At 58.3% G+C, this 21,266-nt stretch carries 22 protein-coding genes and 1 pseudogene; 15 read left to right on the forward strand and 8 right to left on the reverse strand.

Features of this window, described 5'->3' with window-relative positions; all coding sequences use genetic code 11:
• The first annotated feature begins 196 nt into the window (after positions 1-196).
• Complete coding sequence (locus EJ997_RS13300) at positions 197-463, forward strand: hypothetical protein (protein WP_206501705.1); 267 nt, start codon at positions 197-199, stop codon at positions 461-463.
• A 157-nt stretch (positions 464-620) separates the two neighbouring features.
• Here the strand turns inward: EJ997_RS13300 and EJ997_RS12675 are convergent, their stop codons facing one another.
• Together EJ997_RS12675 and EJ997_RS12680 are read right to left on the reverse strand one after the other, a co-directional pair.
• A complete protein-coding gene (locus tag EJ997_RS12675) occupies positions 621-989 on the reverse strand; it encodes an iron chaperone (protein WP_126704861.1) in 369 nt (122 codons plus the stop codon).
• 263 nt (positions 990-1,252) lie between these two features.
• Complete coding sequence (locus EJ997_RS12680) at positions 1,253-1,822, reverse strand: hypothetical protein (RefSeq protein ID WP_126704862.1); 570 nt, start codon at positions 1,820-1,822, stop codon at positions 1,253-1,255.
• 477 nt (positions 1,823-2,299) lie between these two features.
• Between EJ997_RS12680 and EJ997_RS12685 the strand changes: the two genes are divergently transcribed.
• From EJ997_RS12685 to EJ997_RS12695, 3 genes are all read left to right on the forward strand, one after another.
• Positions 2,300-2,836, forward strand: coding sequence for a GNAT family N-acetyltransferase (locus EJ997_RS12685; RefSeq protein WP_126704863.1), 537 nt, complete (start codon positions 2,300-2,302; stop codon positions 2,834-2,836).
• A gap of 430 nt (positions 2,837-3,266) precedes the next feature.
• Complete coding sequence (locus EJ997_RS12690) at positions 3,267-3,881, forward strand: maleylpyruvate isomerase family mycothiol-dependent enzyme (RefSeq protein WP_126704864.1); 615 nt, start codon at positions 3,267-3,269, stop codon at positions 3,879-3,881.
• 173 nt (positions 3,882-4,054) lie between these two features.
• Positions 4,055-4,660 carry an LptM family lipoprotein gene (locus EJ997_RS12695; protein ID WP_126704865.1) on the forward strand — a complete coding sequence of 202 codons (606 nt, stop codon included), beginning with the start codon at positions 4,055-4,057 and terminating at the stop codon, positions 4,658-4,660.
• A 140-nt stretch (positions 4,661-4,800) separates the two neighbouring features.
• Here EJ997_RS12695 and EJ997_RS12700 read toward each other — a convergent pair whose 3' ends face one another.
• Complete coding sequence (locus EJ997_RS12700) at positions 4,801-6,222, reverse strand: MDR family MFS transporter (RefSeq protein ID WP_126704866.1); 1,422 nt, start codon at positions 6,220-6,222, stop codon at positions 4,801-4,803.
• A 113-nt stretch (positions 6,223-6,335) separates the two neighbouring features.
• Positions 6,336-6,794, reverse strand: coding sequence for a MarR family winged helix-turn-helix transcriptional regulator (locus EJ997_RS12705; protein ID WP_206501707.1), 459 nt, complete (start codon positions 6,792-6,794; stop codon positions 6,336-6,338).
• 282 nt (positions 6,795-7,076) lie between these two features.
• On the opposite strand from EJ997_RS12705, the gene EJ997_RS12710 reads away from it, so the two are divergent.
• The 11 genes and pseudogenes from EJ997_RS12710 (at position 7,077) to EJ997_RS12760 (ending at position 18,144) form a co-directional block, all read left to right on the forward strand.
• Positions 7,077-7,385, forward strand: coding sequence for a YchJ family protein (locus tag EJ997_RS12710; RefSeq protein ID WP_206501708.1), 309 nt, complete (start codon positions 7,077-7,079; stop codon positions 7,383-7,385).
• Positions 7,386-7,562: 177 nt separating this feature from the next.
• Positions 7,563-8,989: pseudogene (locus EJ997_RS12715) on the forward strand (malic enzyme-like NAD(P)-binding protein).
• A gap of 231 nt (positions 8,990-9,220) precedes the next feature.
• Complete coding sequence (locus EJ997_RS12720) at positions 9,221-9,676, forward strand: hypothetical protein (protein ID WP_126704868.1); 456 nt, start codon at positions 9,221-9,223, stop codon at positions 9,674-9,676.
• 190 nt (positions 9,677-9,866) lie between these two features.
• Positions 9,867-10,823 carry an AEC family transporter gene (locus tag EJ997_RS12725; protein WP_164720021.1) on the forward strand — a complete coding sequence of 319 codons (957 nt, stop codon included), beginning with the start codon at positions 9,867-9,869 and terminating at the stop codon, positions 10,821-10,823.
• Positions 10,824-10,978: 155 nt separating this feature from the next.
• Entirely contained in the window at positions 10,979-11,626 is a 648-nt protein-coding gene (locus tag EJ997_RS12730) for a class I SAM-dependent methyltransferase (protein WP_126704870.1), read from the forward strand.
• 177 nt (positions 11,627-11,803) lie between these two features.
• A complete protein-coding gene (locus EJ997_RS12735) occupies positions 11,804-12,328 on the forward strand; it encodes a DinB family protein (RefSeq protein WP_126704871.1) in 525 nt (174 codons plus the stop codon).
• A gap of 383 nt (positions 12,329-12,711) precedes the next feature.
• On the forward strand, positions 12,712-14,877 hold the full coding sequence (nrdD, locus tag EJ997_RS12740; RefSeq protein ID WP_126704872.1) for an anaerobic ribonucleoside-triphosphate reductase: 2,166 nt from the start codon (positions 12,712-12,714) through the stop codon (positions 14,875-14,877).
• Positions 14,878-14,879: 2 nt separating this feature from the next.
• Positions 14,880-15,551 (forward strand): 4Fe-4S single cluster domain-containing protein, encoded by a 672-nt coding sequence (locus EJ997_RS14210; RefSeq protein WP_456071324.1) that lies wholly within the window; start codon positions 14,880-14,882, stop codon positions 15,549-15,551.
• A gap of 88 nt (positions 15,552-15,639) precedes the next feature.
• Entirely contained in the window at positions 15,640-16,776 is a 1,137-nt protein-coding gene (locus tag EJ997_RS12750) for an MFS transporter (protein WP_206501709.1), read from the forward strand.
• A gap of 210 nt (positions 16,777-16,986) precedes the next feature.
• On the forward strand, positions 16,987-17,682 hold the full coding sequence (locus EJ997_RS12755) for a lysoplasmalogenase (RefSeq protein WP_164720023.1): 696 nt from the start codon (positions 16,987-16,989) through the stop codon (positions 17,680-17,682).
• Between the two features lie 99 nt (positions 17,683-17,781).
• The gene (locus EJ997_RS12760; RefSeq protein WP_126704874.1) at positions 17,782-18,144 is read left to right on the forward strand and encodes a nuclear transport factor 2-like protein; all 363 of its coding nucleotides are present in this window, start codon (positions 17,782-17,784) and stop codon (positions 18,142-18,144) included.
• Between the two features lie 91 nt (positions 18,145-18,235).
• On the opposite strand, the gene EJ997_RS12765 is transcribed toward EJ997_RS12760, so the two are convergent.
• The 4 genes from EJ997_RS12765 to EJ997_RS12780 form a co-directional block, all read right to left on the reverse strand.
• Positions 18,236-18,910, reverse strand: a complete 675-nt coding sequence (locus tag EJ997_RS12765; protein WP_206501711.1) for an NAD(P)-dependent oxidoreductase — start codon at positions 18,908-18,910, stop codon at positions 18,236-18,238.
• Between the two features lie 113 nt (positions 18,911-19,023).
• A complete protein-coding gene (locus EJ997_RS12770; protein ID WP_126704875.1) occupies positions 19,024-19,506 on the reverse strand; it encodes a VOC family protein in 483 nt (160 codons plus the stop codon).
• 16 nt (positions 19,507-19,522) lie between these two features.
• Positions 19,523-20,026, reverse strand: coding sequence for a phosphoribosyltransferase (locus EJ997_RS12775; RefSeq protein WP_126704876.1), 504 nt, complete (start codon positions 20,024-20,026; stop codon positions 19,523-19,525).
• 106 nt (positions 20,027-20,132) lie between these two features.
• Positions 20,133-21,092 (reverse strand): diaminopimelate dehydrogenase, encoded by a 960-nt coding sequence (locus EJ997_RS12780; RefSeq protein ID WP_126704877.1) that lies wholly within the window; start codon positions 21,090-21,092, stop codon positions 20,133-20,135.
• Positions 21,093-21,266: the final 174 nt, after the last annotated feature.

The following is a 21,266-nucleotide window of genomic DNA, read 5'->3' on the forward strand; positions in this document are numbered from 1 at the left end:
TTGTTGAAGCCTTCCGCAGGCTCCTTGAGGGGAGCGCTGAGGGGGTGTGGCCGCTTCTTATGTGGGCGTTGGCTGCTTACGCGGCGAGAGCGATCCTATACTCCGGTGCACTGTTCTGGACTCACTCGGTCGATGCCGACAATCAGCTCGGCATGAGGCGACTCATTTCCGACAAGCTTCGATCGGTTCCCTTGGGATGGTTCAACGAGCGACGGTCCGCGGATGTAAAAAGCTCCTCCAGGATGATGTGGAAGCAATCCACTACCTGGTGTCTCATGCGCAGGTCGAGTTCGTTGCCGCAGTGTCCGTCCCCGTCAATATCGCCGCACATCCCGCGGAAGTTCACGGTGCTGGCGACCTGGAAACAGTTAAGAGCCTTGGCGTCCGCCGCATCACCTTCGGCCCGCTCTGGCAGAAGTGGCTGACCGAAATCTCGGCACAGCAGCTTGCCTCCTGGCTCTAGCAGGCACCGATAAGCCGATGACTGTCGATACATTGCTGGGCTTTCAGATCGGAAATCTTTGAGCTGGAACCAGCACACTAAATGAGCAATGTGCCCCGATGGTACCCGAAGATCAGGTAGCGCCGGGGCCTTGCCTTGTTCACAAGGCTTGGACTTGTCACATCCAGGTGGCGCCTTCTTCGGAGTACTCGCGCACCCTCTCATTGACGAGAGCGTGGATAGCATCAGTGGGGACCGGGATGCTGTGCGGAATTTTGATAGAGCCCTTACCGGTCTCAAGATCGCCTAGCTTGTCGGCGACCGCCTCTTTAGCGCGGGGGGTGACCACAACGTTGGCGTGCTTCCTATGGCTGGAAAACATGACGAGAATCATTCCATCGGGATGGCAGAAAGCTGGGCTACCCCACTTGATCGCTTCGACACGGTCGGGAATGCGCTCGCGGATTGCCTCCCGGATCTCCTGGAGTCGAGGCTGGATTTCGTCGGGTGCGACGGAAATGTATTCGTCGATTGTTGCCGGCTTCACCGTTCACCTACCGTTCGTGGGCGGGGACTTCAAGCGTACGTCGGGAAGACGGTCAAGGGGAGGGCGCGCAACCCACAACCCCGAGGACTCTCAGGCTTCGAGTGCGAGCGGAAGACTGTCGCCCGGTTCCGTCATTGAAAAGGATGAAGTCCATCTGTTGAAGGGAGGGGACCGTCCCGGTGCCGTTCAGAGGAAGATCTGGGCGCAGGGAGATGCACACCCAAATTGAATAACGGCCTCGGTCGAGCTGGCTTCGGTGCTTCTTAGTCGAAGTCGTAACTGTCCGGCAGATAAATGTCGCGATTCGAAGCGATGTAGGAACGGCGGGCGTGAGCGAATGACTGGAAGTACTCGGCGAGGGCGAGCTCCTCCTGCCACCATTCCTCTTCCATTCCTTCCTCGTTAGCATCCTCCCGGAGCTCGTCGGGGTTCGTCTCCCGATAACGCAGGAAGCCAAGTTCGGGCCACACCGGCTCATTGGCAATATCCGTACTGTCGCTGGTCACGGCTGCTCCAAGAGCCCCGAATATCTGCTCGGCGGTTGGCCGCCCGCTGATCAGGGTTTTGCCCGATGCATCGAGAAGCTCGATGACCGGAGAATCCTCAGCGGACGTGGGCACCTCGACGAAGCTCAACTCATCATGCTCGAACTCAAGGTGGACGTTGGCGAGCCAAAAATCGTTGATGTCACCATCGGCCTCAACGTCGAGCTGGGAAAGGACATCGGCGGCAGAGGTGCCGAAATCAAGAGCGACCGTCTTTTCGTCAAGCACGATGGTCACGCCCTCGTAGGTGCGGTAGAAGACTTTGTTGGCGACCGGGTCGGCCATCATAGTTTTACTTATAACAAGACCCTACGATCCGGATCTGGTGAGGGTGTGATGATTGAGTGAACACCCGGAGATTGAAAGGTGAATTCCCCGGTATAAAGCCACTTCTTGACCGGCATATCTTTTCTCATCTCACACCTGGCGTTAGGCGATCGAGAGAAGAAACATCGAGAGAATCAGCAGGGTTACTGAACGGAATAATCGGACCGTAGCCTGCGGGATACTCGAGGCTTCATGCGGCATAACAGTAACGGCGCCGAGGTCTTGATTGAGTGAGGGACCTTCACTCGAGAAAGCCGAAATGGATGGAAAGCCTGCCGGGGATGCTTCACATTCACAGGCCGGTGACGCGGACGCAAGAGAAGCTCGCTGCTCAGATTGGCGGGGACGAAACGTTTGGCAATCATGCTGAAATTGCCTGGTGCAATGGCGGGGACGAGGTGCCTGGCTTACGATCAATTGGCGGATGAAAGGAAGCCCATGATCCATGCTGTTCTGCGAGGCTTGAGAAGTGATGATGCTGAGGATGTTCTTGCGGCCTTTCAATCGAATGATGACATGTCCCGGCAAGGCCGGGTCGCGAACCTTGATGAAGCACAGGATTACGTGAGGCGGCTTATTTCCCAAGACTCCGTCCATGTCCCGTATGCGATCGACGATGGTGGCCGACTGGTGGGGCTTGTCTGCGTGAGTGTTGATCGAGAAGACCTCACCGGCTGGTTCTGGTACTGGATCCACGCGGACTACCGAGGCTCAGGTCTCGTCAAACGTGGTGCAACTGCGGTTGCAAACTGGGCTTTGAACGATGGTGGTTTGGAACGGCTCGAGCTCGGCCATCGCGTCAATAATCCAGCATCCGGAGCCGTTGCTCGGGCCGCAGGATTCATCAAGGAAGGAACTGAACGACAAAAGTTCCTCGTTGACGGCAACCGCATAGATGTCGACACGTACGGAAGGCTTCGCACGGATCCTGCCCCGCAGGGTCCGGTCCTTCCCATGGAGTCATGCCTTCATTGATAGGGGAATGATACGGGTCTGGGCCATTGAAGACCCGTTTTTTCTCTCTCGAGGTCCGTGCGCATCCCGCCGATATCCGAGGGCACTTGGACCAACTGTGCCTTGTACATGGCTACTTGTGGAGCTTTCGCATCGCTATCTTCTTGAGCATGCAGTGGGGTTCGTATTTGAACCCGGTCGGAATTGACCCCGGCCGCGGCGCAGGTTGACAGCAGGAATCAATTTCCCGCAAGGCCGCACATGAAGCTGGAGGGCCACGCGAGAGGCTAGAGGACTGCACGAGACGACAGCTGGCCTCGTGCCTCACCGTGCCTGACATTTCTCGGGGTCTGTCGCGACAGCCTGGGTTCCTCTCGGGCAGGGACTCTTCTTCCCGCCCGGTCAGCTTTTCGTCCTTGTTCTGGGCAGGTAACCGCTTGATAATCGAAGCATGACGGCTCAGTTGCGGGACGAACGTAGGGATGTGGCCTGTGCGGTTCTTCGGCAGGTTGGGCCGAATGCGCCGACTTTGTGCGAAGGATGGAGTGCGTACGATCTTGCCGTGCACCTTTGGACGCTCAACCACTCGCTCATCCAAGCACCCGCTGACACGCTGGGGATGAAAAACACTGCCAGACGGTTGATGGAACGCACGAAGGAACAATGGCCTTACGAGGAACTCGACAGCCAACTTGAAAGCGGCCCCGCTTCGTTTCGGTGGATGCCATGTGATTTTCGGGAGGACTACCGCCACTCGCTTGGCGAGTGGTACATCCACGGTCAGGATGCGAGGCGAGCAAACGGAATACCCGTGGAGCAACTTGGCGAGAAAACCCAGAGTGCACTGTGGGAGAGGCTTAAAGTCTCGGCCAAAGCAGTTAGGCGCAAGCAAGTTATTGCTTTCCGTACCCTGGATGGAGATTCCTCCTCGATCGGAAAGACTGCGTCAAGCGGCTCCAAGGGCCGCGGGGTTGTGGTGACAGGGCTACGGTCGGAACTGTTTCTGTGGGCTTACGGCAGAGAAGCCGTGGCGAATGTTGAGGTCGCGGGAGGCACGACCATCTGAGTGCAGAGTGAATCCGTGTGCGGGGAGGTCCGGGACTCAGCGGTTTATGTACGGGGGTGCCTGAGCTGGGACTGCGCTAGAGCGTGACTAGGTAGATAGGCCCATCATTTACATGGATGAGACCGGCACAATGAGAGCCAGATCTCTCCCGTAGTTTTGAATGTGGTGCCGTCATGACACGTCTTTTCCGTCTGATCGTAGTTCTCCTATCAGTCGTTGCTCTTGCTGGTTGCGGAGGTAGCGGTGATGGTGATGAGGGATTCATCAAGGAATACGAAGATCTCAACGGGATGATGACGCAGAGGGGGACCGCTTTCTTGGAGGTAGAGATCCCTGATGATCATGTCTTCTCGCCGGCCTCGGAGGATGAGGCGCGGGGGCTACTGGATGATGGTCATGGGGTCATTTACTTCGGATTCCCGTCGTGTCCGTGGTGCCGGAATGCTGTTGGGCCGATGGATGAGGCGGCGAAGGAATCGGGGATCGAGGAGATCCACTACGTCAATGTCTCCCAGATTCGTGACGGTCAGGAAGGTGCCGACTACTACGCATTCCTCCTTGAAGAGCTAGGTGAGTTCGCTCCCGAGTATCCGACCGAGGAGGATCCCGGTGCTCGACGTATCCTGGTTCCCCTGGTGGCTGCAGTTGTTGATGGCGAGGTTGTTGGTAGCCACCTGGGAAGTGCCCCGTCGCAGACCGATCCATCGGTTGCGCTGAGTGATTCCCAGCGCGAAGAACTCATCGGGCTATACACCGACCTCTTCTCCGCGGTCCCGTAACGCCTGGGAGTGAGCGTAAAACCATCTTCTCTTGATTCTTGGCAGTGTCGGTCGATGTCGTAGCGAACCGGCCTAACTGAACCGGCCCATCGATCCGGAGGCCTGAGTCATGCGGGAAGCCACGGTGTTGTGGGGCAGGCTTACTCCTGTGGCTCGTTGATCTCGGAGGCCGCGGGAGATTGGCGGTTTCGGATAAAGAGGGAACCAATGATTCCGAGAATGCCGAGGGAACCGGAAACAATGAAAGCCACGTTGGCTCCGTGAATGACTCCCTCAATTCCGTAAACGGCAGGATCCTTGGCCGTGGCGGTCATAATCGTCACCATGACCGCGGCACCGATCGAGGAAGAGATCTGGCGGAGCGTGTTGTTGACGGCAGTACCGTGCGGAATCATGCGCTGCGGCAGCTCGTTCAGGGCCGCCGTTGTTACCGGCATGATCACCATTGCAACGCCAAGCATGCGGACCGCATTGACGATCGCCAGGTACTCGAGCGTCGTGTCGAGTGATAGTTGGGCGAGCATAAACGTGGATGCGGTGGCGAGGATAAAGCCGAAGAACGACAGCCATTTGCCGCCGAATCGGTCGAACACCCTGCCCGTGATAGGGGAGACGACTCCCATGACAACGGCACCCGGCAGGAGAGCAATGCCGGACTCCATGGCCGTAAAGTCAGCCATGTTCTGCATGTAGAGAGGCAGGATCAGCATGCCACCGATCATGACCACAAAGATCGTCATACCAAGCAGGGTTCCGAGCGTGAACATAGGGTTCGAGAGAACCCGAATATCAAGCATGGGCTTTTCAAGGGTGAGCTGACGGCGAGTGAACCAGGCAAGAGCGAGAAGGCCAACGACCAGGGGGCCGATCACATTTGCGCTCCCCCATCCCGCACTTCCCGCGGTACTGAAACCAAACAGTAGCCCGCCAAAACCAATTGTGGACAGGGTGAGTGACAGGAAATCGAGCTTCGGGTTCGTGTTCTCCGTGACGTTGCGGAGCAGGAAATAGGCGAAGACTGCGTCGATCAAAGCAATCGGCAGCATCATGATAAACAGGGTCTGCCAGGGCATGTTGTCAACGATCCAGCCCGACAGGCTGGGTCCGATTGCCGGAGCAAAGGAAATGACAAGGCCCAGGGTTCCCATGGCCGAACCGCGACGATGGAACGAAAACATGGCAAACACAATGGTCTGCATAAGAGGCATGATCATGCCGCCACTCGCGGCCTGAACAACGCGACCAAGAAGGAGAACGCCGAAGGACGGTGCCGCCGCACATATTGCCGTGCCGACCGAGAAGATCAGCATCGCCGCCATAAACAGTTTCCTCGTGCTGAACTTCTCGATCAGAAATGCTGTCACGGGAATCATGACGCCATTGACGAGCATGAAGACCGTCGTCACCCACTGGGCGGCATTCTCCGTGATCCCGAACTCCTCCATGAACGTCGGCAGAGCCGTATTCAGCAGGGTCTGGTTCAGAATGATGATGAACGCACCCGAGAGGAGAACCGCAAGAACAATATTGCGCTTCACCGGTTGGGATTCTGGTTGGGACATGGGTACCTCAGTTCGGTGTGCCACCCATGCGAATGCATCGGGGCGGGAAAGAAAGCAGAAAAGTCGGATGTCGCAGGTCGTAAGTCGATGTGGTGGGGCAGTGGGTGGAATGCCTACGGGAGGGGCCTTGGCCAGGGATGGCCGCGAAGCTCCTCAAGTGATTCGTTGAGTCTGCGCGTGAGTGCTGTGAACTGGGAAACCTCATCATCAGTCCAGTCGGCAGTCACGCGAGTAAGAGTGTCGCTGCGCGCATTCAACTCCCGGTCGAGCGCCGCAAGGCCCTCCTGGGTTGGAACATGACGGCGAGCCTGGGACCCGCTCTCTCCCGGAATCCGTTCGATCAACCCGCACGATATCGCCGCCGCAACCTGACGATGAACCGTCGATGTGTCGAGACCAAACCCGTCGGCGAACTCACTGACCGACATCGGGCCCGAAGCCGCAAGGCGAGCAACAAGAAAGGCGGCGCTCCTATCCAACTCCCATTGCCGACCGTGCGGCGGAGAGTTTTGCGAGGCTGCGCGCGAAAGAATCATCTGCTCGTAAACGAGCTCGCGACGAGAAACGGCCACGGGAAACTCAAATCCAACCGGACATGTGAACACAGGTATTGCATCATACAATTGCATGATGCAAAAGGCCCAGTGGGCATCACCTCAGGGAGCATCTGGAGAACGAGTAGCCGGGCGTGTTTTCGGTAGTGCTATTCGATCATGGGGAATGTCGCCAACCGGTGACAGAAACTATGACTGAGCGGCCATATGCCCATGTTCATTGGTAGCCGGAGATCGCCCGATCCGGTGAGAGCGCTAGTGCCAATAACGGTGCTGGTTGGTGTCGAATAGGATGGAGCTGTGGAACCGACAACTGCTGAAGAACTCATGAGGTCCCGCTTCGACGCCTTCGCGCGAAGCGACGAAGAGTGGTTGCTTCGCACCTGGCATCCCACGACCCGCCCGGAGACGGTTGACCTGACGGACAATCCGCAGTGGCGGGGGTTGCAGATCGTCGACGTCGTTGACGGAGGCCCGGAAGATACTGACGGAATAGTCGAATTCCGAGCTACCTATAAGGAAGCCGGGGGAGGGATTGGCGTCCTTCAGGAGCGCTCGCGGTTTGTCCAAGAAAGAGGCCGTTGGTTCTACGTGGAAGCCATCAATTAGAAGCAGATGTATGAACTGCCGAGGTTTTCGCTTCCAAGAATGGCGAGGATCCGTTCGTTCGCCTTGGAGAGTCCGAATCCTCCCGTTTTGAGCCTGTCCTCGGTTGGCTAAATGGAACTTTTCTAGCGCGTAGAATGAGGAAGAGCACACTTTCACAACTCAATGAGGAGTCAATCCGTGGTTTCCCCCAGTCCCGGTTATTCGATTACGTTCCGTGTAGAAACTCCCGCATCATTCTCCGCCAGCTCGGACCTGACCGCGGCAATTGCTGAAACGGGAGCCCAGATTACGGCCCTCGATGTCACCGGTTCAGGTGTTGACCACATGGTCATTGACGTCTCTGCTAATGCTCGTGGTCAGCGCCACGTCGACAAGATCACCGCGAAGATTGATGCGCTTGAGGGTACCCGGGTCAAGCTGGTTTCCGACCGCACCTTCGTTATTCATTCGGGCGGAAAGATCGAAACCACATCGAAGGTTCAGCTCCGTAACCGTGAAGACCTCTCCCGCGCCTACACCCCGGGCGTAGCTCGAGTCTGCAATGCGATTGCCGAAAACAAGGAGAATGCTCGTCGCTTCACCATCAAGGCAAACACTGTTGCTGTTGTTACCGACGGCACCGCAGTTCTTGGTTTGGGCGATATTGGCCCCGAGGCCGCCATGCCGGTCATGGAGGGCAAGGCGATCCTGTTTAAGAAATTCGGCAACGTAAATGCGTGGCCGGTGGCTCTCGATACGAAGGACACCGAGGAAATCATCTCGATCTGCAAGGCGATTGCCCCGCCTACGGCGGTATTAACCTCGAGGATATTTCGGCGCCGCGTTGCTTTGAGATCGAGAGGCGGCTCCGCGACGAGCTCGATATCCCCGTCTTCCACGACGATCAGCACGGCACTGCGATTGTCACGCTCGCAGCCCTCAACAATGCTCTCAAGGTCGTGAACAAGAATATTGAGGACGTGAAGGTCGTTGTCTCCGGCGTCGGTGCCGCGGGCTTCGCCATCATCAAGCTCCTCAGGGCCTCCGGTGTTAAGCACATCCGTGCGGCCGGCCGCGCAGGAGTCATCGAGCGCGGTTCCTCCCATGCCGATGAGCACCGTAACTGGCTTGCCAGCAACACGAACGAAGAAGGCTTCTCCGGAACCCTCAAGGAGGCGGTTGTCGGCGCCGATGTCTTCATTGGAGTATCGGCACCCAACCTGCTTGATGGTGATGACATTGCTGCCATGAACGACGACGCGATCGTATTCGCCATGGCAAACCCAGATCCGGAAGTCGATCCGGAGGAAGCGTCTAAGCACGCGGCAATTGTCGCGACCGGCCGTTCGGACTTCCCGAACCAGATCAACAATGTTTTGGTCTTCCCGGGCTTCTTCCGCGGCCTGCTCGATGCTGGGGCCACCGGAGTTTCTGACGAGATGATGGTTGCTGCCGCCGATGCAATCTCGGCAACCATCACGGCCGAGGAACTCAATCCGAGCTTCCTCATCCCCTCGGTGTTTGACAAGCGAGTGTCCCCGGCCGTCGCCGAAGCCGTTGCCGAAGCGGCGCGGGCCAGCGGCCATGTGTCCACGATCGACAAGAACGTGGATGTTGTCCGTTAATACAAGCTGTAGTCGCCGGTTTTAAGCCGGTGTGAAGGAGCAAGCGCGCATTTAGACGTGGTGGGGTCGCGGGCGGGATCAAAATCTCCTCCGCGGCCCCGGTCGTTCTCTTCAGATGCCAGCGGGTATGCACTTCCGATCTTGTACTTACATCGTGAACTGGCCAGCGGCCGGTCTGGCTGGGGTGCCGGTGCCCTTTTTATCCAGTATTGGAGCCATTACGTTGCGGGTATGGGAGAGCTACCTTTTAACAATGAAATGAACGACCGGGTTCGATCGGCTCAGCCGCACTGTAAGCCAAAGTTCCTGCGGGACCGCCCCGAACTGGAGAAATGGTTCTGGGCAGGCGGGGCTATCCTCATTGGCGCACTTATTGCATGGTTGATCCTTGCTAGCAACAGGCTGATGTACGAGTCGCCTGATTGGCTAATTGGTGCAGAGGACCGAGAACTCGAGGATCACAAGAAAAACTGGCTAGAGTCCGCGGAGTCACGATTCTCGCATGAGACGGTCGCAACAATGCTGTGGTTCGCTTCCGGTCTGAGCTTTGTTGGGCTACTGATCCGCGCTGTCGCCCAGCCCAGCGAAACAGCGTCGAGGGTCTCCCAGTCGTTCCTCCTATGTGCGGCGTTCCTGGCCGTAGTCGTTATGGGCTACGGCAACTTCTTCATCTACGTCGTCGAATAGCTACCTGAGAATAGGAAACCGTTTTCGTAACGAAAGATGAATAGCTCTCCGGGATAGAAAACAGTGCGGGAAGCGGTAGCTATCTCGGAGTCGGATAGTGGTCCGCGGTAGCGAAACCTGCGGCGGGATCTAGACTGGAGCGGTGCCCGCCAGTATTGCGGGATCGTTAGAGTCTGGAGATCAAGAACCCGTGAATGTCCTTGTCGTCAGCGCGCCGCTGTTCGCTCTCGTCCTCCTCGGCTACCTCGCAACGCGCTCACGGCTCATCCCCTCCGAGGCAGTCCAGGGCCTCAACACGTACGTTCTGTATTTTGCCATGACGGCAATGCTGTTCCGGGTCGGGGCACAGTCATCCATTGAGGAACTCCTCAACCCCGCCGTTATTGTCGTCTGGATCCTCGCCTGCTGGACAATCATTGGCCTCGGCCTCGTTCCCGGTCTGAAAAGCGGCCTTGGATGGCGCACCTCTGGCTTTGCGGCGCTCGCCGGCGCAATCCCGAATGCTGGGTTCATGGGAATCCCTCTCATCGGTGCCATCTTGGGCCAGCACGGCCTGGCGCTGCTCGTCCCCATTCTCCTGACCGACATCGTCATCATTCAATCCACTGGAATCGGGCTCGCTCATATTGGGACAGAAGGCGGGGGATGGCGGGCGAACGTCAAGACGTCACTTGCTGGTGTTCTCAAGAACCCGCTCATGTGGTCAATCGTCCTCGGTGCCGCTTGGTCGACAACCCCCTGGGCTACTCCCGAAATCATCGTCAACTTCCTCGACCTGCTGGCCGACTCGGCAACCCCCGTTGCTCTCTTCACGATCGGTGCGGTTCTCGCTCGCGAGCAACGCAATGCTCGTCCCGGCGTGACGGATACTCCAAAGGTCTACGTCGGGTGGCTCTCGCTCCTCAAGCTCCTTGGCCTGCCCGTAGCGGCATGGCTTTTTGGTTCACTGGCTATTGCGGTGGGAGCACCGCTGACATCAACCGATCTCGCTGTTCTTGTTCTTACTGCCGCTCTCCCCACGGCAGCGAACGTTCCGATCCTTACCGAGAGATTCCGCGGCGACAACAGGATCGTGTCGACCGTGCTCCTGGCAACCACTGCCCTTGGCTTCATTACCTTCAACGCAATTGCGGCAATCGTCGCCTGAGCAAGTACCCACTTTTCCTTCCGGTCCGATCTCTTCTGATCCCTTTCGATATCGCCGTTTTCCCAGTGCGTGATTTCTTCCCCTGCGCCCCACGGTTAATCCCCTACAAGAGAAGGTTGTTGCCGTGCACGTAAGGCTCGGTGACACTATTCGGTATGGGCCATCACGAGCACAACCACGAAGACAGCGATACGAATCCGGCAGAGTACTGGGATCGTCGTTACGGTGAGGCGGAACCCATCTGGACCGGCAAGGTCAACAAGGTGCTTGCTGATGTTGCGAGCGGATTGGAGCCCGGTCGCTCCCTGGACCTGGGATGCGGTGAAGGTGGAGACGTTATCTGGCTGGCAAAAAATGGCTGGACCGCACTCGGTATCGATATTTCGGAGAAAGCAATCGCCCGCGCACGTAGCGCCGCCCAAACTGAAGGTCTTGGTGAAGACCGCGCCCGCTTTGTCGCCGGTGACCTGACCGAGATGAATCTGGATGCTGAGGTTGATCTGGTCTCGGCCAGCTTCTTCCAGTCACCCGTCATGCTCAACCGCACGGCAATCCTTCGCGCTGCCGCGGCCATGGTCGCCCCCGGTGGTCACATCCTCGTTGTCTCGCATGCATCCATGCCCAACCGAAACGGTGACGGACCAAAATTCTCCTCCCCGGAAGAAGAAGTGGAAGCCCTTGGACTGAATGATCGTGACTGGGAACCGCTGATCATCGAAAGCAGGGCGCGAACTCACGCCGGGCGCGACGGGGTGGAAATGGAACTCGAAGACGCAGTCGTCCTCTACCGTAGGAAGAGCTGACGGCTCCCATCTGCGGGGAACCCCCATCGCTCCTGATCGTAGGAAATCTCTGTGGCATCAAGCCGAGGAAGGTGCCTACTGCACCCGGTCCATTTCTGTTAGCGATTGTCCCATTTTCTATGCAGTCGATTAATTCTGACTATTGTGCATGCGTTGCTGGGAGAGGACGATGGGGATATGGATACTCCAAAGCCAGCGCAGACCGACACGACAGACTGGACTTTTGTCATTGATAAGGGATGTCCGGAGTGCGGCTATGCTCCGCACGATCCCAGGGATACGGCGGAGCGCCTCCGTGCCATGCCGGAACGGTGGGAAAAGGTGCTCAACCGCAAGGACGCAACCGAGCGACCAGGCGAGGATGTTTGGTCCCCGGTCGAATATGCTCGCCACTGCCTGGATCTCCTCCGGGTACTCAATCGGCGCGTGACCTCGATGCTTAACGAGGAGAACCCGCAACTAGAGGACTACGACGGCGAAGCCGAAGCCGTCAACGAGCGATTCTGGGAGGCTGATCCCGAACGCGTTAGCACGGACATTGCCGACGCGGTCCGGGAGGTTGCCGCCACCTATGACCGGATCGGGGAAGGGGAGTGGGGTCGCACCGGTGTGCGAAGCGACGGCAAGCTGTTCACGATTCTTGACATGAGCCGATACCTCCTCCACGACCTCGAACACCACCTCGTCGACGTTCGCGGCTAAGTGCTCAAAGGTTTGAACCTGGGGTTGAAGCTACGTTGAACAGAGGCTGAAACGCGGCCCGAATCTGGTGCAAGTTTTCCAAGTAGTTTCGGTTTCACGCATTAACCATGCATATCTCATTTATTTTTATGTGATTTCCCCGGACTTGCGCTTTTTCCACTTGGGAGAAATCGGACAGGTCGCGCGGTAGTAGAAGGTGTGGCCTGCCTAACTCAATTTGGTCGGTTCCGCCACATCCTGCGCCGACGCGGGAATTTCTCGGAAAAATGACTGAATAAATGCTTTATTCAGAGTATGCATTGCCAATTTACGCGCGTGTAATTACGTGGCTGTCTTTCGCTCCTACTACAATATGTAGTGTTCGCTTTTGAAAGGGGCACAAGATGTCGTTGTTGTCGGAGAATGCAGTCACTACCGCCACCACTGTTGTCAAGAGGGATGGCAGGACCGTTAATTTTGATCCGACCAAGATCTATCGTGCTGTCGAAGCCGCCCTGCTGAGCCGGGGAATTGAGGACTTTGACTTCGCCTCCGCGGTCACCCGGGATGTTGTTGAGAGCCTGCCCGGCCACTCCGTGGATATTCCGACTATTCAGCAGGCAGTCGAAGATCGACTCATGAAGTCGGACTACCCGGAAGTCGCTCGCGCCTATATTGAATACCGTCACGACCGGGATGTTGAGCGGGAGAGGGCCATGGATGTTCAGTACTCCGTTGGTCGCCTGCTTCGCAAGGACAAGGCTGTCGTCAACGAGAATGCCAACAAGGACGCGACTGTCTTCAACACCCAGCGTGACCTTACCGCCGGGTCCGTTGCTAAGGCTTTTGCGCTGAAGGAACTGCTTCCTCGGCCCGTTGCCAATGCGCACATCAAGGGCGATATCCACTTCCACGACCTGGACTACAACCCGTTCCAGCCAATGACGAACTGCTGCCTCATCGACATCCCGTCAATGCTCTCGGATGGCTTCCAGATCGGCAACGCACGCGTTGAGTCGCCGCGCTCCATCAACACCGCAACCGCACAGATCGCACAGATCATCGCGAATGTGGCGTCGAGCCAGTACGGTGGGTGTTCGGTTGACCGTACCGACGAGGTGCTCGCGCCCTACGCCCGGATCAACTACTCTAAGCACCTCGCCGAGGCAGAGACGTGGGTGGCCGAGGACAAGCGTGAAGAGTACGCGATGGCGAAGACCCGCAAGGACATCTACGACGCCATGCAGTCCCTCGAGTACGAGATCAACACCCTTTACTCTTCGAACGGACAGACCCCCTTCGTGACCCTCGGCTTTGGGCTGGGAACCGATGTTTTCGAGCGGGAAATCCAGAAAGCGATCCTTACCGTCCGCATTGGCGGAATTGGCAAGGACAAGCACACGGCAATCTTCCCGAAGCTTGTCTTCGGCCTCCGCCGCGGCGTGAACCTGGACCCCTCGGATCCGAACTACGACATCAAGCAACTCGCACTCGAGTGCTCGACGAAGCGCATGTACCCGGATGTTCTCTCCTACGACAAGCTCACGGAGATCGAGGGCGACTACAAGGTGCCGATGGGGTGCCGTTCGTTCCTGCCCAAGTGGGTTGATCCCGTCACGGGTGAAGCCGTCAACGCGGGCCGCAATAACCTTGGCGTTGTCACCCTGAACGTCCCCAGGATCGCCATCGAGGCACGCGGCGACGTGGGTCGCTTCTGGGAGCTTCTCGACGAGCGCATGGATGTTCTCAAGGAGGCGCTGCTCTTCCGCATCAAGCGCTGCGAGGAAGCAGTCCCGGAGAACGCCCCGATCCTCTATAAGCACGGTGCGCTCGGCCGCCCTTCGGGCAATGAGCCGGACTCGGTCACGGAGTTCTTCCGCAAGCACCGCGCCACCGCATCGATCGGCTACATCGGTCTTTACGAGGCAGCGACCTGCTTCTACGGGCCGGACTGGGAGACGAACCGTGAAGCCAAGGACTTCACGCTCGAGATCATCAAGACGATGAACAGCTACGCCGAGCAGTGGCGCGAAGAGCACCCGTACTGGTTCTCCGTGTACGCCACGCCATCGGAGTCGCTCACGGATCGGTTCTGCCGGCTGGACCGTGAGAAGTTCGGCGACATTGCTGACGTCACGGACAAGGACTACTACACGAACTCGTACCACTACGACGTTCGTAAGAAGATCACGCCGTTCGAAAAGATCGAGTTTGAGGCCGAATACCCGCAGTACTCGAAGGGTGGATTCATCCACTACTGCGAGTATCCGAAACTGACCCACAACACGAAGGCTCTCGAGACCGTCTGGGACTTCGCCTACGACCGAGTTGCCTACCTCGGAACGAACACTCCGATCGACAAGTGCTACGAGTGTGGTTTCGAAGGTGAGTTCAAGGCAACCGCCGCCGGCTTCGCCTGCCCCGACTGCGGTAACGAAGACCCGAAGACCTGTGACGTTGTGAAGCGCACCTGCGGCTACCTCGGTAACCCGCAACGCCGCCCCATGGTCCACGGCCGTCACGCAGAGATCGCCAGCCGCGTGAAGCACATGGATGAGGTTGAACGCTAGCCGTGCCTCTCATCGATGCTGACGGAGTGACGCAGCCCGCCACCGGAGAGTGGCAGGGCAGCGTCCTCTCGTCCAGCTACATTGCTGACTACAAGCCATTCAATTTCGTCGACGGCGAGGGAGTGCGGTGTTCCCTCTACGTCTCCGGGTGCCCGTTCAAGTGCCCAGGTTGCTACAACGAGGCAGCGCAGTCCTTCCGGTACGGCAAGAAGTACGACGAGGAACTCGAAGAACGAATCTTTGCCGACGTCGCCCAGCCCTATGTGGCGGGACTGTCCTTCGTCGGTGGCGAGCCATTCCTCGCTACCCCCGTGCTTCTCCGTATCGCCCGCAGGCTCCGAGAAGAGTTCGGGGACGAGAAGACGATCTGGATCTGGTCCGGGTACACCTACGAGCAGTTGCTTGACGAGGGGCGGACAAGAACGAGCTCCTCGACCTGTGCGATGTTCTCGTGGACGGTCCGTTTATCAAACGGCTCTACCACCACGATCTTGCCTTCCGCGGTTCCTCGAACCAGCGGATTATCGACCTCAGGGCATCCGCGCAGGAAGGCTCTGCCGTCCTCTGGGAGAGCGGACGAAGGGACACCGAAGAGGCCGTACCGTTCCTCACCCCGGCAGCCCCGCGCTCCTAGGGTTAACGGTTTGAAGTCGGCGGGGTGGTCCGACTCTTAGTGGGGCCACCCCCGGTGGTCGGTGGGTGCCCGTTCTCACCCTGATGCGTGGTGCGGGGGACTAGCATCGGCGGGCTATGCTGGCGGCGATGACGAAATCTGTTTTGCGGGAACCGGGAATGCCGCTCCTGGTGGCGATGACCGCGTTCGGTTTTACTGGCTACGCCGCTCTCATGCCCGTGGCCCCGCTGTGGGCGGCGCACGGCGGAGCGGACGCTGGCGGGGTTGGCCTCGTCAACGGCGTACTCATGCTCGCCACGGTCCTCACTCAGCTCATGGTCCCTGCCGCCCTGAGGCGGCTCGGCTGGGTTCCCGTCCTCGTGGGCGGAGTGACCTTCCTGGGGCTTCCCACCGCCGGGTTCTTTTTCAGCGATGATCTCCTGTCGATCCTGTTTTTCTCTGCCCTGAGAGGGATTGGCTTCGGGATTATTACTGTCACGGGCAGTGCACTAACGGCGGAACTCGTGCCAGTGATGAGGAGGGGCGAGGCTATTGGCATGTACGGTCTTGCCGTAGCTCTCCCGCAGATCGTTTTCGTTTCTGCGGGCGCCTGGATTGTTGATCAGTTCGCATTCGAAGTCATCTTCGCCGTTGGCCTCCTCCCCATTCTCGGAGTCTTTCCGGCCTGGAAACTTGGCCAACGAGTGGGTCGAGTGCCTAAGCCACTCGACCCGCCGCCCTACCGCGCACTCGTGCGCCCCATGATTCTGCTCCTCGCCGTGACGCTTGCCGGCGGCGTTCTCATTACCTTTATGGCGCAGATGGTTGCGAGCTCAGGGCTGGTCACCGTGGCGCTCCTTGTCATGCTGGTGACAACGGCGTTCGTGCGGTGGCGGGTCGGAATGACGGCGGACCGAGTGGGTCCCGGCAAGTTCGTTCTTCCGCTCGTCATGAGCACGGTGATCGGGCTCGTTCTCATTTCCTTCGCGGTCCGTGATCCCATTGACACCTCGGTTCCGCTGCTCATCATCGGCTCGTTCTTCGTTGGTGCGGCCTATGGCGGGCTCCAGAACCTTACACTTCTGCTGTCATTCGGGGCCGTTGATCGCCAGCATTACGGCGCAGCATCGACCACGTGGAACGTGGGATTCGATATGGGAACCGGTACCGGGTCGATCCTGATCGGCTGGATTGCCACCGGGTCCGATTTCAGCACCGGCCTGCTGGTGGCTGCCGGTATCTCCGCGCTAACCATCCCGCTGGCTCTCCGCAGTCGCAAGTCCTGACCCTCACTCGGGCCCTTTGGGAACTGTGGGTGGTGACGGATAGATTGGGGCTCGCTTGGAAGAATAGTGCGCTCACTGAACGCGCCGGATCGGTAAACCTTCGTGCCGGGTTTGGGGGAATTCGTCCAACCGGGCTGTCCAGGTAATTACTCAGTGCTTTTCCAGCGTATGCTCAGCAAGTAAACGGAGATGGTGGAATTGGGAGCGGGCGTGGACGAAGACTTTGAGGGCCGGGGAGTACCGGTCAGGATTGCAGCCTCAGCCGCATTCATGATTGTGGTACTCATTCACCTGGTCGGTCAGATCTTTGCCTCATCCTCGATAGTGACCGAAGGCAGTCAGGTGCTGCTTATGCCGGTGCTGGCGGCGGTGCTCTGGACGGGAACCACATCCCCGCGCGGACGCCTTGTCGTCATGGCTTTCGTGGCGCTGTTCTTCTCCTGGGTGGGGGATACGCTCCCGCGATTCCTTGACGGGGAAACCGGATTCGCGGCAATGATCGCTGGCTTCCTCATCGCCCAGGTCTTCTACGTCGTAGCCTTCTGGCCCTACCGGCACCAGTCGATCCTGCGGCAGCCACTCCTCGTTATCCCTTACGCGGTCGCCGCAGCGGTTCTTGTTGCCATATGCTTCGACGGAGCAGGAGAACTCGCTGTCCCAGTTATTCTCTACGCGCTCGTTATTGCGGCTATGGCGGTGCTGGCCACGGGGCTGGGTCCGGTTGCCACGATGGGTGGAATCATCTTCATCATTTCCGATGCGCTGATTGCCCTGCGAGCGTTTGCAGGGTTTGAGCTTCCCGGTCACAGTTTCTGGGTGATGCTCACCTACATCCTGGGCCAGTCCCTCCTTATCTCGGCTGTCGAAGCCAAAGTAGCGGTGGAACCAAACCCGAGTCCCCGGTAGGTTAGTAACCCCGGTAATCAACCAATCCCGACGGCCCTGGCGCTCCTCGGAACCCGTTTCTGGTGAGCACGGTAAGCCGTACAGAAGGGAACGAACGCCATGAAAATCAGCCTGCCCGACGACTGCGGAAATGCGCCACGCATTGGAATCACCAACGACATTGTTGCCGCCTGGGCGCGTGGTGACCGTGAAGTGCTCGACGAATGGTCGGCAGAAGACATCGAGTGGGAATGGGCAGGGTCGGATGATCCGGTACCCGTCGATGGTGAGCCGGGACTGTTCCCCGGCGTCGTACCCGACGTGCTCACCATCGAGAACACGATTTCTCACGGTAAGTTTGCGTCCAGCCACGGATTTTTCGTGCAGGAGAACTCGGTAACCGACTTTGCGCTATTCTTCCGTTTCAAGAGTGCCGGAAAGCAAGCGAAAGTCGCCAGCGTGAAAGGCTTCCTCAGCAACTGAGCAAGCAGGTCGGCCCGTGTCCCGGCTGGCCGACGTCAGGCTTACCTGTGCGCCTCTTGCCTCGAGTGTTCCTGTCTCCGTGCGCCGGATTCTACTCGTCACCCACGGTGAAGCGGACTCGCCGGCGAGTGGGATTCTCAAGCTCGTCGAGAATCGCTACCGCCAGGGTTCCCGTTGTTGTGTGCGACTCTCCGTCTGAGGCAAACATGATCTCGTCTGTGCCGACTACGGGAGTGGTGGCACCTCCCTCAATGAAGCTGGCCTGTGGCGAGATTCCAACCCAGTCAGCCGTGTTGACAGACTCGAGGTAATGGAGTTCCTTGAGCTGGTTTTCTGGAATCGCGATCCACTCATCCGAGCCTGGTGCCTGTCGGATGTCCTCGATGAAATGGTGCCGGTCAGAGCCCGCGAAGAGCGAACCTGCTCCCAGAATGAAGACGAGCCGGGGCGTGCCTGATGCTGCGACGGAAACGAGATGCTGGGCAAGCACGACATGCTGATTTCCTTCTGCGGAGGCGAAGGCGACGGCGTTGACCACTGCGTCGAATTCTTGTAGGTCCTCGGCGGTGAGCTCGAAGCTGTCTTTCTCGAGTGCGACAACATCGCTTCCGAGGACCGCGCGTGCGCGTTCGATGCTCCGCACAATTGCGGTCACGTCGTGATTGCGTGCGAGTGCGTCGCGGTAAATGGCTGAACCGGCCTTGCCGCCAGCTCCGATGATGGCGATTTTCATGATGATCCTCGTTTCCTTCTTGCTCTCGAGCATTGCACTCCTCAGCATCGTTGGCAATGAATTTGAGGATGAAACAGCCCCGAGGACTGGTGTCGCTCGGGGCTGTTTACGCTCTCGGACAGTTGCAGTTCTTCACATAAAGATCGCTACTGTCCGGTGTTGAATGCTGCGCGTTCGAGGTCGGGGATACTGAGCTTCTTCATTGTCAGCATTGCTTCCCCGGTGCGTTTGGCTACCTCGGGATCGGGGTGGCTCATCAGTTCGATGAGACGGCGCGGTACGACCTGCCAGGAAACACCGTAGCGATCCTTCAGCCACCCGCACTCCGATTCTTCGCCACCGTCGGTGAGGCTATTCCAGTAGTGGTCGACCTCGTCTTGGGTGGTGCAGTCAATCTGGAACGAGATGGCCTCGTTGAATTGGAAGTGCGGGCCGCCATTGAGGGCCGTGTAGCTGTTGCCGTCGAGTTCGAACTCGACGGTGAGGACGTTACCGGCCTGCTGGCTCGGATTGTCCATGGGGGAAATCTGCTGAGAGATAATGCGTGAGTTCGGGAAAATACTGCAGTAGAAATCAGCCGCCTCTTCCGCAGTCATGTCGAACCACAGGCAGGGAACAATGCTCGGCATATCGAGCTCCTCGTTTTTATGCGTTAGCAGTGACGGGAGGCTCCGAAGACCAGGGGAAGACAATCCACTGGTCTGTTTGCCGCCACACGTAGTCCGGCTCGACAACCGAGCGGGCCTTACCGTAGATAACGGCGGAGCGAACCTCGGCATCGTATCCCTTGAGAATGTCGATGACGAGTGCGAGGGTCCTGCCGGAATCGGCAACATCGTCGACAACGAGAAGTTTCTTTCCGCTGATGTTGTCCGTGTCTAGCAGGGGAGCGAGAAGCACCGGGTCGGGGAGCGTCTCGTGAACGTCAGTGTAAAACTCGACGTTGATAGCGTCGGAGAGCTTTACCCCGAGAGAGTAGGAAAGGGCGCCAGCGGGAAGTAGCCCGCCTCGTGCCACGGCGATAATAATGTCGGGTTCGAATCCCGAATCCGCGACGGCCTGGGCCAGTTCACGGGATGCTGTCCCAAAACCTTCCCAGGTCAGAATTTCTTTGTTCTTCAGATCCGATGAATCTGCGTGGTACGCCATGCCACTCCCTTTCTTTATCGATAAAAGCCTACCCCGCTCATTCAAAAGCGGGGTAGGCGAGGGGAGTGAAGGATGGCATTGCCACAGAGGCAGATGCCACCGGTGACTAGATGTCGCGTGCGAGGAGCTCTTCGAGGGATTCGGGTGCGAGCAGGTAGGGCGGGATTTCAAGAACCGAGAAGGCTCCGGCCTGGCCGGCTTCCTTCAGTCGGTACGCGGCCCGTCCGTATGCCACCTGAACCGCGGCCGTAAAGTCCGGGTTTGATTCGAGAGCGAGAGTGAACTCGATGGTGTTGTGGGTTCCGCCGAGCTCGCCGGAGGTGATGACGTGCCCACCGTGAGGTACGCCACCGTGGTCGCGAACGAACTCGTCCTCGGCAATGAAGTGGACTTCCACCTCGTAGCCAACGAAGTAGTCCGGCATCGTCCTGATCTCGTTCTCGATGCGCTCCTGGTCGGCCTCGTCGGCAACAACCCAGCACTGGCGCAGGTGAGCGTTGTGGCTCGTGACCTTAGCGCCGCGTCCTTCGCGCGCGGATTCAATCGCGTCCTCCCGGGGGATCGTGTATTGAACGGCCTTCCTCACGCCGTCAATCCTGCGCAGAGCGTCCGAGTGGCCCTGCGAAACTCCCTTACCCCAGAAACTGTTCTGCTGGGATTGCGGGAAGATCGAGGATGCGAGGGTGCGGTTAATCGAGAAGAGGCCGGGGTCCCAACCGGTCGAGATGACAGCAACGTTGTCGCCCTGGAAAGCCGCCTCATCCATCGCCTCGTAATGTGCTGGGACCTTCTTGTGGTTGTCGTACGTGTCAACCGTCGAGAACTTCGCGGCAAGAGCTGTTGCCTGCTCGGGAATATCGGTAGCGCTCCCCAGGCAGAGGTAGAGAACGTCGATCTGGTCGGCGTATGAGTCAATATCGGCTACCGGGAACACGGGAGTGTCCGTGTCTAGCTCGCTACGGCGAGAGAAGATGCCAACCAGCTCCATGTCGGGCTGGCGCTTGATATTGGTTTCCACGCCCCGTCCCAGATTTCCGTATCCAACGATTGCAGTTCTGATGGTCATGGTGGAATCCTTTTCTGAGCGTTAATCTCTTCGACAACAGTAAAACGCTACCCTGCCTCAAGGGAATTCTGGCTAGCCCGTCCCACCCACCGATAACAGCCTACTTTCAGGAAACAGCATCCGGCAGGCAGGTGAGGGCGCTCCCGCCTTACCCGATACCTCGACAACCTGGGA

Origin of the sequence: Flaviflexus ciconiae, assembly GCF_003971195.1 — a bacterium.
Classification (GTDB): Bacteria; Actinomycetota; Actinomycetes; order Actinomycetales; family Actinomycetaceae; genus Flaviflexus; species Flaviflexus ciconiae.

Bases quoted from the DNA above. Each gene is read 5' to 3' on its own strand.
- EJ997_RS13300 (WP_206501705.1), top strand. From the start codon at position 197: ATGGTTCAACGAGCGACGGTCCGCGGATGTAAAAAGCTCCTCCAGGAT.
- EJ997_RS12680 (WP_126704862.1), bottom strand. From the start codon at position 1,822: ATGATGGCCGACCCGGTCGCCAACAAAGTCTTCTACCGCACCTACGAG.
- EJ997_RS12685 (WP_126704863.1), top strand. From the start codon at position 2,300: ATGATCCATGCTGTTCTGCGAGGCTTGAGAAGTGATGATGCTGAGGAT.
- EJ997_RS12690 (WP_126704864.1), top strand. From the start codon at position 3,267: ATGACGGCTCAGTTGCGGGACGAACGTAGGGATGTGGCCTGTGCGGTT.
- EJ997_RS12695 (WP_126704865.1), top strand. From the start codon at position 4,055: ATGACACGTCTTTTCCGTCTGATCGTAGTTCTCCTATCAGTCGTTGCT.
- EJ997_RS12700 (WP_126704866.1), bottom strand. From the start codon at position 6,222: ATGTCCCAACCAGAATCCCAACCGGTGAAGCGCAATATTGTTCTTGCG.
- EJ997_RS12720 (WP_126704868.1), top strand. From the start codon at position 9,221: ATGGGAGAGCTACCTTTTAACAATGAAATGAACGACCGGGTTCGATCG.
- EJ997_RS12730 (WP_126704870.1), top strand. From the start codon at position 10,979: ATGGGCCATCACGAGCACAACCACGAAGACAGCGATACGAATCCGGCA.
- EJ997_RS12735 (WP_126704871.1), top strand. From the start codon at position 11,804: ATGGATACTCCAAAGCCAGCGCAGACCGACACGACAGACTGGACTTTT.
- nrdD (WP_126704872.1), top strand. From the start codon at position 12,712: ATGTCGTTGTTGTCGGAGAATGCAGTCACTACCGCCACCACTGTTGTC.
- EJ997_RS12750 (WP_206501709.1), top strand. From the start codon at position 15,640: ATGACGAAATCTGTTTTGCGGGAACCGGGAATGCCGCTCCTGGTGGCG.
- EJ997_RS12760 (WP_126704874.1), top strand. From the start codon at position 17,782: ATGAAAATCAGCCTGCCCGACGACTGCGGAAATGCGCCACGCATTGGA.
- EJ997_RS12765 (WP_206501711.1), bottom strand. From the start codon at position 18,910: ATGCTCGAGAGCAAGAAGGAAACGAGGATCATCATGAAAATCGCCATC.
- EJ997_RS12770 (WP_126704875.1), bottom strand. From the start codon at position 19,506: ATGCCGAGCATTGTTCCCTGCCTGTGGTTCGACATGACTGCGGAAGAG.
- EJ997_RS12775 (WP_126704876.1), bottom strand. From the start codon at position 20,026: ATGGCGTACCACGCAGATTCATCGGATCTGAAGAACAAAGAAATTCTG.
- EJ997_RS12780 (WP_126704877.1), bottom strand. From the start codon at position 21,092: ATGACCATCAGAACTGCAATCGTTGGATACGGAAATCTGGGACGGGGC.